The sequence below is a fragment of the Brachybacterium sp. J153 genome (genome assembly GCF_036311905.1).
Classification (GTDB): domain Bacteria; phylum Actinomycetota; class Actinomycetes; order Actinomycetales; family Dermabacteraceae; genus Brachybacterium.
Window position 1 is genome coordinate 1 of record NZ_JAZDCH010000024.1, and the last position, 15,040, is coordinate 15,040.

14 protein-coding genes are annotated in these 15,040 nt (G+C 72.3%); 5 read left to right on the forward strand and 9 right to left on the reverse strand.

Going from position 1 to position 15,040, the window contains the following annotated elements:
- Positions 1-122 precede the first annotated feature (122 nt).
- On the reverse strand, positions 123-1,013 hold the full coding sequence (sucD, locus tag V1258_RS11130) for a succinate--CoA ligase subunit alpha (protein WP_329749752.1): 891 nt from the start codon (positions 1,011-1,013) through the stop codon (positions 123-125).
- Between the two features lie 12 nt (positions 1,014-1,025).
- Positions 1,026-2,192 (reverse strand): ADP-forming succinate--CoA ligase subunit beta, encoded by a 1,167-nt coding sequence (gene sucC / locus V1258_RS11135; RefSeq protein WP_329747239.1) that lies wholly within the window; start codon positions 2,190-2,192, stop codon positions 1,026-1,028.
- A 198-nt stretch (positions 2,193-2,390) separates the two neighbouring features.
- Here sucC and V1258_RS11140 point away from each other — a divergent pair, with 198 nt between their 5' ends.
- From V1258_RS11140 to V1258_RS11150, 3 genes are all read left to right on the forward strand, one after another.
- Positions 2,391-2,648, forward strand: a complete 258-nt coding sequence (locus V1258_RS11140; RefSeq protein WP_329747238.1) for a hypothetical protein — start codon at positions 2,391-2,393, stop codon at positions 2,646-2,648.
- Positions 2,648-3,079, forward strand: coding sequence for a hypothetical protein (locus tag V1258_RS11145; protein ID WP_329747237.1), 432 nt, complete (start codon positions 2,648-2,650; stop codon positions 3,077-3,079). Before V1258_RS11140 ends, V1258_RS11145 begins: the two co-directional genes overlap by 1 nt.
- 252 nt (positions 3,080-3,331) lie before the next feature.
- A complete protein-coding gene (locus V1258_RS11150) occupies positions 3,332-6,061 on the forward strand; it encodes a multicopper oxidase domain-containing protein (RefSeq protein WP_329749753.1) in 2,730 nt (909 codons plus the stop codon).
- A gap of 27 nt (positions 6,062-6,088) precedes the next feature.
- On the opposite strand, the gene pcrA is transcribed toward V1258_RS11150, so the two are convergent.
- A complete protein-coding gene (gene pcrA / locus V1258_RS11155; RefSeq protein ID WP_329749754.1) occupies positions 6,089-8,692 on the reverse strand; it encodes a DNA helicase PcrA in 2,604 nt (867 codons plus the stop codon).
- Between the two features lie 24 nt (positions 8,693-8,716).
- A complete protein-coding gene (locus tag V1258_RS11160) occupies positions 8,717-9,052 on the reverse strand; it encodes a hypothetical protein (RefSeq protein WP_329749755.1) in 336 nt (111 codons plus the stop codon).
- A 61-nt stretch (positions 9,053-9,113) separates the two neighbouring features.
- On the opposite strand from V1258_RS11160, the gene V1258_RS11165 reads away from it, so the two are divergent.
- Positions 9,114-10,205, forward strand: coding sequence for a lysylphosphatidylglycerol synthase domain-containing protein (locus V1258_RS11165; protein ID WP_329749756.1), 1,092 nt, complete (start codon positions 9,114-9,116; stop codon positions 10,203-10,205).
- Here V1258_RS11165 and V1258_RS11170 read toward each other — a convergent pair.
- From V1258_RS11170 to V1258_RS11180, 3 genes are read right to left on the reverse strand one after another with little or no spacing between them, the layout of a single operon-like run.
- On the reverse strand, positions 10,178-10,663 hold the full coding sequence (locus V1258_RS11170; RefSeq protein ID WP_329749757.1) for a hypothetical protein: 486 nt from the start codon (positions 10,661-10,663) through the stop codon (positions 10,178-10,180). The two genes, V1258_RS11165 and V1258_RS11170, sit on opposite strands and share 28 nt — an antisense overlap.
- Positions 10,664-10,692: 29 nt before the next feature.
- On the reverse strand, positions 10,693-11,631 hold the full coding sequence (locus V1258_RS11175; protein ID WP_329749758.1) for an alpha/beta hydrolase: 939 nt from the start codon (positions 11,629-11,631) through the stop codon (positions 10,693-10,695).
- The gene (locus tag V1258_RS11180) at positions 11,628-11,837 is read right to left on the reverse strand and encodes a BldC family transcriptional regulator (RefSeq protein WP_329747230.1); all 210 of its coding nucleotides are present in this window, start codon (positions 11,835-11,837) and stop codon (positions 11,628-11,630) included. Before V1258_RS11180 ends, V1258_RS11175 begins: the two co-directional genes overlap by 4 nt.
- A gap of 257 nt (positions 11,838-12,094) precedes the next feature.
- Here V1258_RS11180 and V1258_RS11185 point away from each other — a divergent pair, with 257 nt between their 5' ends.
- Complete coding sequence (locus V1258_RS11185; protein ID WP_329749759.1) at positions 12,095-12,298, forward strand: DUF3073 domain-containing protein; 204 nt, start codon at positions 12,095-12,097, stop codon at positions 12,296-12,298.
- 107 nt (positions 12,299-12,405) lie between these two features.
- On the opposite strand, the gene purM is transcribed toward V1258_RS11185, so the two are convergent.
- Positions 12,406-13,560: a phosphoribosylformylglycinamidine cyclo-ligase gene (purM, locus tag V1258_RS11190; RefSeq protein ID WP_329749760.1), complete on the reverse strand. Its 1,155-nt coding sequence runs from the start codon at positions 13,558-13,560 to the stop codon at positions 12,406-12,408.
- Positions 13,557-15,020 (reverse strand): amidophosphoribosyltransferase, encoded by a 1,464-nt coding sequence (purF, locus tag V1258_RS11195; RefSeq protein ID WP_329749761.1) that lies wholly within the window; start codon positions 15,018-15,020, stop codon positions 13,557-13,559. The genes purM and purF overlap by 4 nt, the downstream gene beginning before the upstream one ends.
- Positions 15,021-15,040 lie beyond the last annotated feature (20 nt).

A 15,040-nucleotide genomic window follows, 5' to 3' on the forward strand; every position in this document is an offset into this window, starting at 1 on the left:
ATCCCCCACCCCAACAGGACCCTGTCCCGGGGACGCCCATCCCCCTGGACCCGCTCGGGGTCCGGGGCGCTGCACGGCGACGTCGCGCTCAGGAGCGCGTGACGCTCCCGCTCAGAATGGGGTCAGGCGAGGCCCTTGATGATCTCGCGCATGAGGTCGGCGGTCTCGGTGGGGGTCTTGCCCACCTTGACGCCGGCGGCCTCGAGGGCCTCCTTCTTCGCCTGCGCGGTGCCGGCGGAACCGGAGACGATCGCGCCGGCGTGGCCCATGGTCTTGCCCTCGGGGGCGGTGAAGCCCGCGACGTAGCCGACGACGGGTTTGGTCATGTTGTCCTTGATGTACGCGGCGGCACGCTCCTCGGCGTCGCCGCCGATCTCGCCGATCATCACGACGCCCACGGTCTCCGGGTCCTTCTCGAACGCCTCGAGGGCGTCGATGTGGGTGGTGCCGATGACCGGGTCTCCGCCGATGCCGATGGCGGTGGTGAAGCCGATGTCGGCCAGCTCGTACATCATCTGGTAGGTCAGGGTGCCGGACTTGGAGACCAGGCCCAGCTTCCCCGCACCGGTGATGTTCGCCGGGGTGATGCCGGCGTTGGACTTCCCGGGGCTGATCAGGCCCGGGCAGTTCGGGCCGATGATGCGGGTGGTGCCCTTCGACTGGGCGTAGTTGAAGAACTCGGCGGAGTCCTTGACGGGGATGCCCTCGGTGATGACCACCAGGAGCGGCATCGCCGCATCGATCGCCTCGAGCGCCGCATCCTTCGCGAACTTCGGCGGCACGAAGACCACCGAGACGTTCGCGCCGGTGGCCTCCATGGCCTCCCTCACGGTGCCGAAGACGGGCACCTCGTGGCCGCCCTCGAAGGAGACGGACTGCCCGGCCTTGCGCGGGTTCACGCCGCCGACGATCTGGGTGCCGGAGTCGAGCATGCGCTGGGAGTGCTTCATGCCCTCCGAGCCCGTCATGCCCTGGACGATGACCTTGCTGTTCTCATCAAGGAAGATAGACATGTCGGGTGCTGCTCACTTTCCTGCGGCGGCCGCGGCGACCTTCGCGGCACCGCCGTCCATGGTGTCGGCCTGGGTGACGAGGGGGTGCGCGAAGTCGGCGAGGATCTTGCGACCCTCCTCGACGTTGTTGCCGTCGAGGCGCACGACGAGCGGCTTGGTGGCGGCGTCGCCGAGCTTCTGCAAGGCGCCGACGATGCCGTTGGCGACCGCGTCGCAGGCGGTGATGCCGCCGAAGACGTTCACGAACACCGCGGTGACCTGCTCGTCGCCGAGGATGACGTCGAGGCCGTTGGCCATCACCTCGGCGCTCGCGCCGCCGCCGATGTCGAGGAAGTTGGCGGGCTTCACCCCGTGCGCCTCGCCGGCGTAGGCGACGACGTCGAGGGTGGACATGACCAGGCCCGCACCGTTGCCGATGATGCCGACCTCGCCGTCGAGCTTGACGTAGTTGAGGTCGAGGGCCTTGGCCTTCGCCTCCAGCGGGTCCTCGGTCTTGGCGTCGACCAGGGCCGCGTGATCCTCGTGGCGGAACTCCGCGTTGTCGTCGAGGGTGACCTTGCCGTCGAGGGCCACGATCTCCCCGGCGCCGGTCTTGACAAGCGGGTTGACCTCGACCAGGGTCGCGTCCTCCTCGCGGTAGACGTCCCACAGCTTCTGCAGCACGGGGGCGACCTTGGCGCCGGTCTCGGCGTCGAAGCGCGCGGCCTCGACGATCTCCTGCGCCTTCGCCGCGTCGATGCCCACGTTCGGGTCCACGGCCACGCGGGCCAGGGCCTCGGGGCGCTCGACGGCGAGCTGCTCGATCTCCATGCCGCCCTCGACGGAGCACATGGCGAGGTAGTTGCGGTTCGCGCGGTCCAGCAGCAGCGAGAAGTAGTACTCCTCGGCGATGTCCGCCCCGGCGGCGACCATGACGCGGTGCACGGTGTGGCCCTTGATGTCCATGCCGAGGATCTCGGCGGCCTTCTGCTCCGCCTCCTCGGGGGACTTCGCGATCTTCACACCGCCGGCCTTGCCGCGGCCTCCGGTCTTCACCTGCGCCTTGACGACGACGACCGGGGTGCCGAGCTGCTCGGCGGCAGCCTTGGCAGTGGCCGGATCCTCCGCGACGACTCCTCCGAGCACGGGCACGCCGTGCTTCTCGAAGAGATCGCGGGCCTGGTACTCAAACAGGTCCACGGGGTGCATTCCTCTCAATGTCGGCAGCGGGCGGCAGGCCGCCTTCGGCCTCGATGCCGCCCCTGAGAACACGGCCAGCCTAACGCGCTCGGGCCCTGCAGACCGCGGCCCGGAGCAGTGTGCGCGGAGTCTCACGTCGCGATCAGGAATGCGCCTTCCGGCCGCGGGGCGTCCAGGTGGCGGCGCTACCATGCCGGGATGAGCCGACGCTCCCGCAGCCTCCTGGGGCGCATCAAGGACCACCTCGTCATCAGCGTGGTCACCATCGGCGTGCTCTTCATCGTGCTGCGCCTGGCGGGTCTGCGCTCGACCTTCGCGAGCTTCATGCTCTCGCTGCTGATCACCATCGGCCTGAACGTCGGGCTCTCCTACTACGCCGACTACCGCGCTCGTCGGCCCCGCTCCCCCGCTCCTCGGGGCGGCGGCGACATCCGCTGGCGCGAGGAGGACCGCTGATGTCCGACTGGAAGACCTACGCGAAGGCGGCGCGGAACACCGCCCGCAAGCAGGGGCCCGACGTCGCCGGTTACGTGCGCGCCGCCGGGAAGGCTCTCGAGGCCGGGGCCGGCGAGGAGCGGCCGCGCACCGCGCACCAGGAGCGGCCCCTCGGGGAGCGGCTCCAGAAGGACGCCGCCGCCTACTACACCGTCGCCGAGCGGCGGGTGAAGCGGGCGAACCTCATCCCCCGCCTGCTGCGGGCTTTCCGCGACGCCGTGCTGATCGGTGCCTCGCTGCTCGCGATCTGGGCGGTGCTCGCCGCGGCGGGGATCCCGATCCCCTTCACCGGCGTGGTCATCGCGGTGCTCGTGATCATGGTGCTCTCCGCCGGGGTGTCCGTCTTCTCCGCGCGACGTCGCGACGCCGACGACGGGTCCGGCCGGGGCTGAGCCCGCCCCGGGCACGCCACGGGACCCTCGCCCACGGGACCTTCGCCGACGGGAGCGCGAACACCCGGACCTAGCCTGGAGCGGCCCCGTTCCGTCCCTGCCCGGACCGCCGCCGTCCCGGCGACGTCCTGCCCCGAGGTGCTCCCGACCGTGCCGTCCTCCCCCGCTTCTCCCCGTCGTCCCGCAGGTCCCGCCCCCGCCACCGGGCGCGGCGCGTGGCATCGCCGCGCCTCCCGCCCCATTCTCCTGTGGATGCTCGCCCTCGTCCTCGTGGTGATCGGGCACCAGTGGGTGCCGCAGGCGCGCTGGCTGATGGTCCACATGGTCACGCTGGGGCTGATCACCACGTCGATCATGATCTGGGGGCAGCACGTCGCGGAGGCGCTGCTGAAGACCCGTCTGGCCGAGGAGACGAGGGGCCGGCAGCTCGCCCGGCTGCGCCTGCTGACCGTCGGCGTGATGCTGACGATCGCGGGGATGCTGCCGGAGTGGCCGTGGCTCGTGGTCCTCGGCGCGCTGGCCGTCTCCGCGGCGCTGCTCTGGTACGCCGCGGCGCTCGGTGCGCAGATCCGGGCGGCGCTGGCGCCTCGCTTCGCCGCCACAGTCCGCACGTACGTCGCGGCGGCGTGCCTGCTGCCCGTCGGCGCCGTGCTTGGCGCGGTGATGGCCTTCAGTCCGGGCGAGCCCTGGCAGGGCCGGCTGCTGCTCGCCCATCAGGTCGTGAACGTGTTGGGCTTCGTGGGGCTCACGGTCACCGGGACGCTGCTGACGTTGTGGCCGACGGTGCTGCGCACGCGCCTCCCGGCGGACGCGGCGCAGCGCGCCTCGGGCGGGCTGCTCGGCATGCTGATCGCCGTCCTCCTCGCGGTCGCGGGGGCGCTGACCGGCTCGACCCTGATCGGCTGCGCCGCGCTCCTCGGCTATCTCGGCTCGTTCGCAGCCGTCGCGATCACCCTGGTGCGGGTCGCCGTACAGAGCGCACGCCAGGAACACCGGGTGCCGCCGGCGCTGTTCCCGATCCTGTCGATCGCCGCCGGGATGGGCTGGTTCGTCGTCGCGACGACGGGACTGCTGACGATGTGGTGGCGTTCGGCCGATGCGCAGATGGTGTCGTCGCTCGTCGCCGCCGACGTCCAGCAGCTCACCGTCCCGTTCGTCGCCGGCTTCCTGCTGCAGGTGCTGTTCGGTGCGATGAGCCATCTGCTGCCGGTGACCCTGGGCGGTGGTCCCCGGGCGACGTCGGCGGGTCTCGCCGTGATGAGCCGCGGAGCCGTGCTGCGCGTGGTCGCCTACAACCTGGTCGTCGCCTTGTTCGTGCTCGCCGAGGCGGGCACCGCCGGGTCCGGGGCGCTGTTCTCCGCTCTCACGCTCGGGACGGCGGAGGTCTCGGGCTTCGGCTCGCTCTCCCGCGTGATCCTGTCCCTGCTCGGCCTCGCGGTGCTGCTGGCGTTCGTGGTGCTGATGGTGCTCGCCGTCCGGGAGAACCGGCGCCACCGCGGCGCCGTGCCCGTGTCCCTGGAGCCCCCGACGTCGCAACCCCCCGCTCCCGCCGTCGAGCAGCTCGTCCCCCGCCTGGAGCGACGCGCGCTCACCGGGGCGCTGCTTGGCCTCGGCTCGGTGCTCGGAGCCACCGCGCTCGGCGGTTCCCTCGACCGTGCCCAGGGTTCTCTCCCGTCCTCGGCAGGTGCGGGCGCCGGAACCACCACGGCGGTGTCGCCCACCGGGAAGACGACCACGATCGCGGTGTCGATGGCCGAGATGCGCTTCGTCCCCGACCTGCTCGAGGTCCCGGTCGGGAACACCCTGGTGATCGAGCTGAGCAACGACGACCCTCACGACGTGCACGACCTCGTCCTCGCCACCGGCGCCTCGTCCGGCCGCCTGCAGCCGGGCGCGTCGACCGTCCTCGACGGCGGGGTGGTCACCCACGATCTGGAAGGTTGGTGCTCGATCGTCGGCCACCGTGCGATGGGCATGACCCTCACCGTCGTCGCGACCGGTGCGTCTCCGGGAGCGACCGAGGGCGATGCGGCCCACGGCAACGACTCCGGTGCCGACGAGCTGGCCCGTGTGCCCGCCGACATGACCGCCGCGCCCGGATCGGGCTACACGACGCGCGATGCGCGTCTTCCCGCGCCCTCCGGGACCCCGCAGCGGCTCACGCTCCAGGTCACCGAGGTCGCCGCCGAGATCGCGCCCGGGGTCACCCTGGACGCGATGACGTACGACGGCACCGTCGTCGGACCGGTGCTGCGCTCCGAGCTCGGAGCCCGGCTCACCGTCGACCTCGTCAACAACGGGTCGATGGGGCACTCCCTCGACCTGCACGCCGGTCGCGTCGCGCCTGATCCGGTGATGCGCACGATCCCGCCGGGCGAGCGGCTCGAGTACTCGATCACCACCGACCATGCCGGGATCTGGCTCTACCACTGCTCCACCATGCCGATGTCGGTGCACCTCGCCGCCGGGATGATCGGGGCGCTCGTGGTCCCGCCACCGGAACTCGCCACCGCCGACCGCGAGTACGTGCTGGTCCAGTCGGAGCACTATCTCGTCCCGGCCGGCGCAGCGGGCTCCGACTCGGCGATGCACGAGGGCGCCCTGCCGGTCAGCCCCGCGAAGATCGCCGCCGAGAGGCCCGACCTCACCGTCTTCAACGGCCACGCCACCCAGTACGTCCATGCCCCGCTCGAGGCCCGGGTGGGTGAGCGGGTAAGACTCTGGGTACTCGCCGCGGGCCCCTCGCGCGGAATCTCCTTCCACGTGGTGGGCGGCGTCTTCGACACCGTCTTCAAGGAGGGCGCCTACCTGCTGCGCCCCGAGGACGGCAGCGGCGGCGGGGCGCAGGCGCTCGACCTCGCTGCCGCCCAGGGCGGCTTCGTGGAGCTGGTCTTCGACGAGCCGGGCACGTACACCGCCGTGAACCACTCTTTCGTAGAGATGGAGCGCGGGGCGCGGGCGCTGATCCGCGTCACCGCCTGAGCCGCGGGCCGGGCGGCGCGAGGGGGCTCAGAGCTTGGTGATCGGCGCGTAGCGCAGCAACAGGCGCTTGGTGCCGTGCGGGGCCTTGAACTGCACTTCGACCTGGGTCTTGTCGCCCTGACCGGCGACCTCCGTCACCGTGCCCATCCCGAAGGAGTCGTGGGTGACCCGGTCCCCCGGCGCGAGCTGCGGCAGCGAGGCGGCCGGGGTGGGCTTGCGCCCCGACCCGAGGCTCGGCCGCTTCACATCGGAGCGACCGCCGCCGATCCCGCCGCTGAACGAGGGGCCCCGTCGGCCGCCCCCGCCGTAACCGCCGGAGGAGGACCCCCCGTAGCCGCCGGAGGAGTAGCCGGCACCGCTCAGGGTCGAGCCGGAGCGGGCCACGTCGAGGGTCTCCTCGGGCACCTCGTCGAGGAAACGGCTGGCGGGCATGAACTGCGCCTGTCCCCAGGTGGCGCGCATCTGCGCCCGGGTCAGGTACAGCTTCTCGCGCGCCCGGGTGATGCCCACGTAGGCGAGACGCCGCTCCTCCTCGAGCTCATCGGGATCCGAGAGGGTGCGGTTGTGGGGGAAGGTGCCGTCCTCCATGCCGGTCAGGAACACCACGGGGAACTCGAGGCCCTTCGCGGTGTGCAGGGTCATGAGGGTGACGAACTGGTCCTCGGCACCGGGCAGCTGGTCTGCATCGGCGACCAGCGAGACCTTCTCCAGGAAGCTGTCCAGCAGCGAGGCGGCGGGGTCGGCAGAGATACCGTCCTCCTCCTCGAGCTCGCTCGCGATCGCCGCCTCCGCCTCGACCTGGGCCTCGAACTCGGCGGCGACGGAGAGCAGCTCGGCGAGGTTCTCCAGGCGCGACTCGTCCTGGGGGTCGTCGCTGCCCTGCAGCTCGGCGTAGTAGCCGGAGCGGGTCAGGACGGCCTCGAGCAGCTCGGCGGGGCCGTCGCCCCGCTCGGCCTGGGCCTGGAGGTCCTCGAGCATCGCCACGAAGACCCGCACGGCGTTCAGCGAGCGGGTCGCGATCCCGGGGGCCTCCTCGGCGCGGCGCAGCGCCTCGCCGAAGCCGATCCGCTCCCGCTCGGCGAGCATCGCGATCGCGGCCTCGGCCCGGTCCCCGATGCCGCGCTTGGGGACGTTGAGGATGCGCCGGAGGTTGATCTCGTCGGCCGGGTTGGCCAGCACCTGCAGGTAGGCGACGGCGTCCTTGATCTCGCGGCGCTCGTAGAAGCGGGTGCCGCCGACCACTCGGTAGGGCAGGCCCACGCGGATCAGCTGGTCCTCGAGCGCGCGGGACTGGGCGTTGGCGCGGTAGAAGATCGCCACATCCCCCGCCCGGCGGCCGTCGTCGACGAGCGCGTCGATCTGCCGACCGATGTATCGGGCCTCCGACTGCTCGTCGTCCGCGACGTAGAGCGTGATCTTCTCGCCGGAGCCCTGGTCGGTCCACAGGTTCTTCTCGCGGCGGCCCTGGTTGCCGGAGATCAGCGCGTTGGCGGCGCTGAGGATGTTCTGGGTCGAGCGGTAGTTCTGCTCCAGCACGATCGTGCGCGCGGAGGGGAAGTCCTGCTCGAACTCGATGATGTTGCGGATGGTCGCGCCGCGGAAGGCGTAGATCGACTGGTCCGAGTCGCCCACCACGGTGAGGGAGGCGTGCGGGTCGTTGCCCACCAGCTCCCGCACCAGCTGGTACTGGGCGGTGTTGGTGTCTTGGTACTCGTCGACCATGAGGTGGCGGAAGCGGCGCCGGTAACCCTCGCGGATCGCGGGGTTCTCGCGCAGCAGCGTGACCGTCAGCCCGATCAGGTCGTCGAAGTCGACGGCATTCGCCTGGCGCAGGCGCTCGGTGTAGTTCGTGTAGATCCGCGAGAGGGTCTGGTCGAAGCCGTCCTTCGAGAGCTCGGCGCGGTCCGCGAAGTCGATCGGGTCCACGAGGTCGTTCTTCAGCGACGAGATCCGCGAGGCGATCATCCGCGGGGCGTGCTTCTTGGTGTCGAGCTCGAGGTCCTTGGCGATCGTGGTGATCAGCCGGAGGGAATCCGCGCTGTCGTAGATCGTGAAGGAGCTCTTCAGGCCCGCGGCCGCGGCGTCGCGCCGCAGGATCCGCACGCAGGCGCTGTGGAAGGTCGAGACCCACATGCTGCGGGCGATCGGGCCGACGAGCTCCTCGACCCGCTCGCGCATCTCGGCGGCCGCCTTGTTGGTGAAGGTGATCGCGAGGATCTCCCCCGGCAGCGCTTCGCGGGTGCGCAGCAGGTGGGCGATACGCCGGGTGAGCACGCGGGTCTTGCCCGAGCCGGCGCCCGCGACGATCAGCAGGGGGCTCCCCCGGTGCTCGACCGCCTCGCGCTGGGCAGGATTGAGGTCGTCGACGAGGCCCGCGAGGTCTGCCAGCCCTGCGGCGGGCGCTGCCGCGCGCGCGGGCGCCGGGGCGAGCACCGGGGCCGGAGGGAGCTCGGCGAACGGGGGCTCGTCCTCCTCCGGCGGAGCGTCCTCCTCGTGGGGCGGGATCTCCTCGTCGAGCGGCGGCTCCGCCCCGACGGGAGGCGCTCCGCCGCCGGACGGGGGCGCGACCTCCACGCCGTCCAGGCGGCGGAAGGCGTCGGGCAGGGAGAGATCGTCGAAGAGGGAACTCATGAGGACCTCAGGATAGAGCGAGGGTCAGACGAGCACGGCGACGAACACGTTGACGATGATCGCCAGCGGGATGCTGAACCACACGGCCGACGGGGTCTCCTCGCGGCGGCGGTTCGCGATGTAGGCCAGGACGGCGGCGGCGATGCCGATCAGGAGCTTGATGCCGAGCTTCATGTGGTTCGGGTCGCCGACCACGGAGACCAGCGCGGCGAGGATGATCCCGAGCATCAGGGCTCCGGCGATCGCGTGGGCCATGCCCGGATTCGGGGTGCGGGTGCGGGCGGCCGCGACCCAGGTGCCGAGGCCGACGGCCCAGCAGATCAGATGGAGGGCGACGAGGACGGAGAGGAGGATCGACATGCGTCCAGATTACGGTCCGCCGCCTGGGAGGACCCGCTCCGGACCGTGCGAGAATCGCCGCATGTCCGCGGCCGACGACCCTGCTCCCGAGACCCCGGCTCCCTTCCTCGCGGAGCTCGCCGAGGATTTCGAGACCCCGACCCCTCCCCGGGTCTCCCCCGCCCGTGCGGTCGCGGCCGCGCTGTCCGTGCTGCTGGTGCTCGCGATCCTGGCCTGGGCGCTGCCCTGGGCGACCGGCGCCACCTGGCCGCTGATCCTCGAGGCCCTCACCACGATGCCCGCCTGGGCGCTGCCGGCGATGCTCGTGCTGGGATCCGCGGCGCTCGTGCTCGAGGCGCTCACCGTGCGCACGGCCGTGGCCGGCTCCCGGCTCGGGACGGTCCTGCCGGCGCATGCCGCGGCGACCGGCCTCGGTCTCGCCCTCCCCGGGGGGACCGTCCTGGGCCTCGGACTGTTGGGCTGGCTGCTCCGCCGGGCCGGAGTCGCCGTCGGCGCGATCGTCACGGGGATCCTCGCCGCCTCGCTCGTGGACCTCGTGGTCTCCTCGATCCTCGTCCCTCTGCTGGGCCTCGGCGCGTACGCCCTCTCGGCGACGGCGCTGCCCCTGCCGGGCGGGATCTGGGCGGCGGTCCTCGTCGTCGTGGGGAGCGTGCTCGCCCTGGCCCTGACCGGCCTCGGCCTGCGCCGCAGCGTGCTCGCGGCGGTGCTCGAGCGCCTCGCCCAGCTGGGAGACGCGATCCCCACCGCGGGCGTCCTCGCCCAGCGGGACGCTCTCGTGGACCTGCTGCGCCGTCGGCCCCTCTCCCTGGCGCTGCCCACGCTCGCCGCGCGGATCATGCAGTGGACGGCGCTGCTCCTCGCGCTGCGTGCCGCCGCTGTGGAGGTGCCGCTGCTGCTGACCATCGCCCTCTTCGCCCTCGGCCGCGTACTCGCGCTCGTCCCGATCACCCCGGGCGGGGCGGGGATCACCGAGACCGTCGGCGCGGCGGCGCTCGTCGGGCTCGGGGTGGTCGCGGCGGACGCCGCCGCGGCGATGCTGCTGCTGGCCGTCGCGACCCTCGTGGTGCCGCTGGTCGGCGGCGGGATCGCGGTCGCGGCCGCGATGGCCCGCTCCTTGGGCTCGGCTCAGCCCTCGTCATCCCGCTCGTCGTAGTCCGGGGTGTCGATCCCGAGCGTGTGCGAGGGATGGGCGGGGAGCACCGCCGCGGACTCGGCCGCGAGCGGGTAGCCGCCGATGCTCGCTCCCTCCCGGGTGCCGATGAACTCGGCCACCTCGTCCACGTGACGATGCGCGTCGTCGCCGCGGCCCAGGAAGCCCGCCCCCGCATAGCCGCCGAGGCGTCGGCCGCTGACCCGCTCCTCGGCGAGAGCGGCCTGCTCGAGCCGGCCCGCCGCGACGCGCAGGCCGCTGCTCAGGCGCCCCAGCTCCGCGTACTCCTGCCCGGTCCAGCGGTCCAGCAGGTCCTCGCCGAAGCGCCGGGTCGGGGCGTCCTCCGAGCGGGAGAGCTCTCCGAGGGAGTTCGCCAGGCGCAGGCGCAGCAGGGTGAGGCGGTCCGCCGCCCGACGCATCTTCTGCGCCTGGGAGCGCAGGTCACGCACTGGTGCGGGCATCCCGTCCCTCCTCACCGCCGGGGTCGCGCTCATCGTAGCGGGAGGTGGTCGACCCAGTCGTCCAGGATGCGCAGGGCACGGGCGCGGGCGTCCGCGTCGGAGAGGAAGACGTCGTGCCGGGCCCCGTCGACCGGCTCGATGCGCACCCGCGGCCCGAGGCGGCGTGCGGCGGCCGCGAGGGAGCGGACGTCGAGCACGGTGTCGGCACGGCGCATCGGCTCGGAGAAGCGGTGCGCGATGCGGGTGCGCCGCGAGTGCAGGACCAGGATCGGCAGGGCGAGGGGTCCGGCGGCACGCAGCCGGCGCTGCCCGTCGAGCACGGCGGCGAGGGTCGCGGCGGGGAACGGGTGGCCGCCCGGCGGCTTCATCGCGAGGTCGTAGTCGTACAGCCCGCCGTGATCGCGGTGCGTGGTGCGGGCGTAGTGCGAGGCGCCGACGGGCAGGATCGGCCGGCGATGCAGGCGCCCCGCGAGCGCCCGCACGGGGGCATCGGCGAGGCGCCGCGTGGCCGGTCCGAGGTGCATCTCGAGCCAGGGAGAGTTCAGGGCGAGGGCCCGGACGGTGCCGGGGCGGCGCTGCGCCCACAGCGCGGCGGTGAGTCCACCGGTGGAGTGGGCCAGGAGGATCGGGGGGCGGTCGCGACCGATGATCCGCAGCGCGCGGTCGATCTCCTCGTCGTAGCGGCTGAGATGGTCGACCTCGGTGGCGGTCTGCCCCGCCAGCAGGGCGCGGCCGTGCTTGCGCAGGTCCAGGCCCCAGACATCGAGGCCGCGGGAGCCGAGGTGCTCCATCAGCTCCCGGTCGAAGACGTAGTCGGACCAGCCGTGCAGGAGCAGGATCGGGGGGAGCTGGTCCGCTCCCTCGCGCTCGCGGTGCACCAGGACCGCGACGACAGGGCCCTCGTCATCGGGGGCGAGGTCGAGCTCTCGGCGTGTGTAGCCGGCGCCGAGGACCCGATCCGGGATCACTCCGTGCGGGAGGTGGAGCGCAGCATGTCCACCACCTCGTGGCGGTGGTAGCGGCGGTGCCCGCCGAGAGTGCGCATGTAGGAGAGCTTCCCGGCCTGGGCCCAGCGGGTGACCGTCTTGGGGTCGACGTGGAACATCTTCGCGACCTCGGCAGGAGTGAGCAGCTCCTCCGGAGCGTCGTCGCGCTCCGTGGTTCCGTTCGACATGTCTCGGGCCCTCCTGCGTGGCAAATGGATGGGGAGAGTACCGCCCGGGGGTACGGCGGCTCATGGACTCCAGGGTACCGCTCACCGGAAGACGACACGCAATCCCTTTCACGACGAGTCACAAGGGATCTCCAGCACTCCGGGCCGTGGGGGTTCGCCGGATCCTGGTACCGCCATGTACTCTTGGGATCCGAATCAATGCCATCTTCCGGGTCGAACAGAACACCCGGGCAGCAGACGCACAGGGGGTCAGATCCATGGGTCGCGGCCGACAGAAAGCCAAGCACACCAAGGTGGCACGGGACCTCAAGTACTACAGCCCCCCGACGGATCTCACCGCCCTGCAGCGCGAGCTTCAGTCGCAGCGCGGCGAGACCACCACTCCCGCCGAGAGCGACGAGTGGACCGAGGACAGCGACGAGTGGGCCGAGGAGGACGCCCCCTCCGCCCATCGCCGCTGAGGCTGTCCGGCGATCGCCGGCACCGTGACGACTGCCGAGGGCCGACCCACCGGGTCGGCCCTCGCATCGTCTCTGCTCGTCTCCGGGGACGGCCCCGGTCGGTAGGGTCAGACCCAGCCGGGGTGCTGGCCGACGAGCTGCACCGACCCGCCCTCGACACCCTTGGCGCCGGTGACGATGCGCTCGAGCTCCCGGGAGGGGGCACCGAGGCCGTCCGCCGCCAGCACCTCACCGATCACCCGGGCCCCGAGCCCGCGCTCGGCGAGGAGGGCGAGCACCGCGTCGGCCTGCTCGGGGGCGACCACGGCCACCATCCCGAGGCCCATGTTGAGGGTTCCCTCGAGGTCCGTCTGAGGGACCGAGCCCCACGCGGCGACCTGGGAGAAGATGGCGCCGGGGGTCCAGCTCGCGCGGTCCAGCCGTGCCCCGAGGCCGACGGGCATCACCCGGGCGAGGTTCGCGGCGAGGCCGCCGCCGGTGACATGGCTGAGCGCGTGGACCGCCCCGCGGGTGCTCTCCGCGCGCAGCACGGCGAGGACGTCGGCGGCGTAGATCCGGGTGGGCTCCAGCAGTTCCTCCCCGAGGGTCCGGCCGAGGTCCTCGATATGCGCGGCGAGGTCGAGGCCCTGCGCCGCCACGATGGCGCGCACCAGGGAGTAGCCGTTGGAGTGCAGTCCCGAGGCGTCCATCCCGATCACGACGTCGCCCGCTCGGACCCGCTCGGGCCCGAGGAGGTCCTCGGCGTCGACCACGCCGACGGCAGCGCCGGCCACGTCGTAGTCCTCGGGCGCCATCAGGCCGGGGTGCTCCGCGGTCTCGCCGCCGACGAGGGCGCAACCGGCCAGCTGGCAGCCCTCGGCGATGCCGCGCACGATGTCCGCGATCCGCTCGGGGACCACGGCGCCGCAGGCGATGTAGTCGGTCATGGCGAGCGGCTCCGCGCCGACCACCACGATGTCGTCGACCACCATGCCCACGAGGTCCCGACCGATGGTGTCGTGCACGTCGAGGGCGCGGGCGATCGCGATCTTGGTGCCCACGCCGTCGGTCGAAGACGCCAGCAGGGGGCGGCGGTACTCCTTGAGCGCGCTGACGTCGACGAGCCCGGCGAAGGCGCCGATCCCCCCGAGGACCTGCGGTCCGTGCGTCGCGGAGACCGCAGACTTCATCAGCTCGACGGCGCGGTCGCCCGCGGCGGTGTCGACGCCGGCGGCGGCGTAGGTGAGCGCCGGACCGGGTTCGGTGGGCTGGGTGGTGTTCATGCGTCCTTCCCGACGAGAATGCCCTGGGCCGAGGCGACCGGATCGGGCAGGGCGACCGGGTACGACCCGGAGAAGCAGGCCGTGCACAGGGACTCGCGCTCCTGTCCGGTGGCGGCGATCATCCCCTCCTCGGAGATGTAGCCGAGGGAGTCGGCGCCGATGGAGCGGGCGATCTCCTCGGTGTCCAGGCCGTTGGCGATGAGCTCGGCCCGCGAGGCGAAGTCGATGCCGTAGAAGCATGGCCAGCGCACGGGCGGCGAGGAGATCCGCACGTGGACCTCCGCGGCTCCGGCCTCCCGCAGCATCCGCACCACGGCCCGCTGGGTGTTGCCGCGCACGATCGAGTCGTCGATCACCACCAGGCGCTTGCCGGCGATGACCTCCTTGAGCGGGTTGAGCTTGAGCCGGATGCCGAGCTGGCGGATCGTCTGGCTGGGCTGGATGAAGGTGCGGCCGACATAGGCGTTCTTCACCATCCCCTGGCCGTAGGGGATGCCCGCCTCCTGGGCGTAGCCGATCGCCGCGGGGGTGCCGGACTCGGGGGTCGGGATCACCAGGTCCGCGTCGACGGGATGCTCGCGGGCGAGGCGCCGGCCCATCTCGGCCCGGGACTCGTTGACGCTGCGGCCCGCGATGCGGGTGTCGGGCCGGGCGAGGTACACGTACTCGAAGACGCAGCCCTTGGGCTGGGCCGGCAGCACCTGCTCGCTGCGCAGTCCCTGCTCGTCGATCACGATCATCTCGCCGGGGGCGACCTCGCGAACGAAGCTCGCGCCGCAGATGTCCAGCGCCGCGGTCTCCGAAGCGACCACCCAGCCGCGCTCGAGCCGGCCGAGGACCAGCGGGCGGATCCCCTGCGGGTCGCGGGCGGCGTAGAGCGTGGTCTCGTCCATCACGGTGAAGCAGTAGGCGCCCCGCAGCCGCGGCATGACCTCGCGCAGCGCGTCCTCGAGAGGACCCTCGGTGTTCAGCAGGGCGGTCACCAGGGCGGTGTCGGTGGTGTTCCCGCGGGCGATCTCGCCGCGGCGCTGCTCGCCGTGCCGCTCGCGGACCAGGTCGAGCAGCTCCTCGGTGTTGACCAGGTTCCCGTTGTGGGCGAGCGCCACGGTGCCGACGGGCCGAGGGCCGAGGGTGGGCTGCGCGTTGGACCACACGGATCCGCCGGTGGTCGAGTAGCGCGTGTGCCCGATCGCGATGTGGCCCTGCAGCGTCTCGAGCGAGGCCTCGTCGAAGACCTGCGAGACCAGGCCCATGTCCTTGTAGACCAGGATCTGCGAGCCGTCGGAGGTCGCGATGCCCGCCGACTCCTGACCCCGGTGCTGCAGCGCGTACAGCCCGTAGTAGGTCAGCTTCGAGACGTCCTCGCCGGGGGCGAAGACGCCGAAGACACCGCAGGAGTCCTGCGGCCCCTTCTCCCCGGGGAGCAGGTCATGGGAGAGATTTCCGTCGCCGCGTGCCACCGGCACATTCTGACACAGAG

Bases quoted from the DNA above. Each gene is read 5' to 3' on its own strand.
- sucD (WP_329749752.1), bottom strand. From the start codon at position 1,013: ATGTCTATCTTCCTTGATGAGAACAGCAAGGTCATCGTCCAGGGCATG.
- V1258_RS11140 (WP_329747238.1), top strand. From the start codon at position 2,391: ATGAGCCGACGCTCCCGCAGCCTCCTGGGGCGCATCAAGGACCACCTC.
- V1258_RS11145 (WP_329747237.1), top strand. From the start codon at position 2,648: ATGTCCGACTGGAAGACCTACGCGAAGGCGGCGCGGAACACCGCCCGC.
- V1258_RS11150 (WP_329749753.1), top strand. From the start codon at position 3,332: ATGCTCGCCCTCGTCCTCGTGGTGATCGGGCACCAGTGGGTGCCGCAG.
- pcrA (WP_329749754.1), bottom strand. From the start codon at position 8,692: ATGAGTTCCCTCTTCGACGATCTCTCCCTGCCCGACGCCTTCCGCCGC.
- V1258_RS11160 (WP_329749755.1), bottom strand. From the start codon at position 9,052: ATGTCGATCCTCCTCTCCGTCCTCGTCGCCCTCCATCTGATCTGCTGG.
- V1258_RS11165 (WP_329749756.1), top strand. From the start codon at position 9,114: ATGTCCGCGGCCGACGACCCTGCTCCCGAGACCCCGGCTCCCTTCCTC.
- V1258_RS11170 (WP_329749757.1), bottom strand. From the start codon at position 10,663: ATGCCCGCACCAGTGCGTGACCTGCGCTCCCAGGCGCAGAAGATGCGT.
- V1258_RS11180 (WP_329747230.1), bottom strand. From the start codon at position 11,837: ATGTCGAACGGAACCACGGAGCGCGACGACGCTCCGGAGGAGCTGCTC.
- V1258_RS11185 (WP_329749759.1), top strand. From the start codon at position 12,095: ATGGGTCGCGGCCGACAGAAAGCCAAGCACACCAAGGTGGCACGGGAC.
- purM (WP_329749760.1), bottom strand. From the start codon at position 13,560: ATGAACACCACCCAGCCCACCGAACCCGGTCCGGCGCTCACCTACGCC.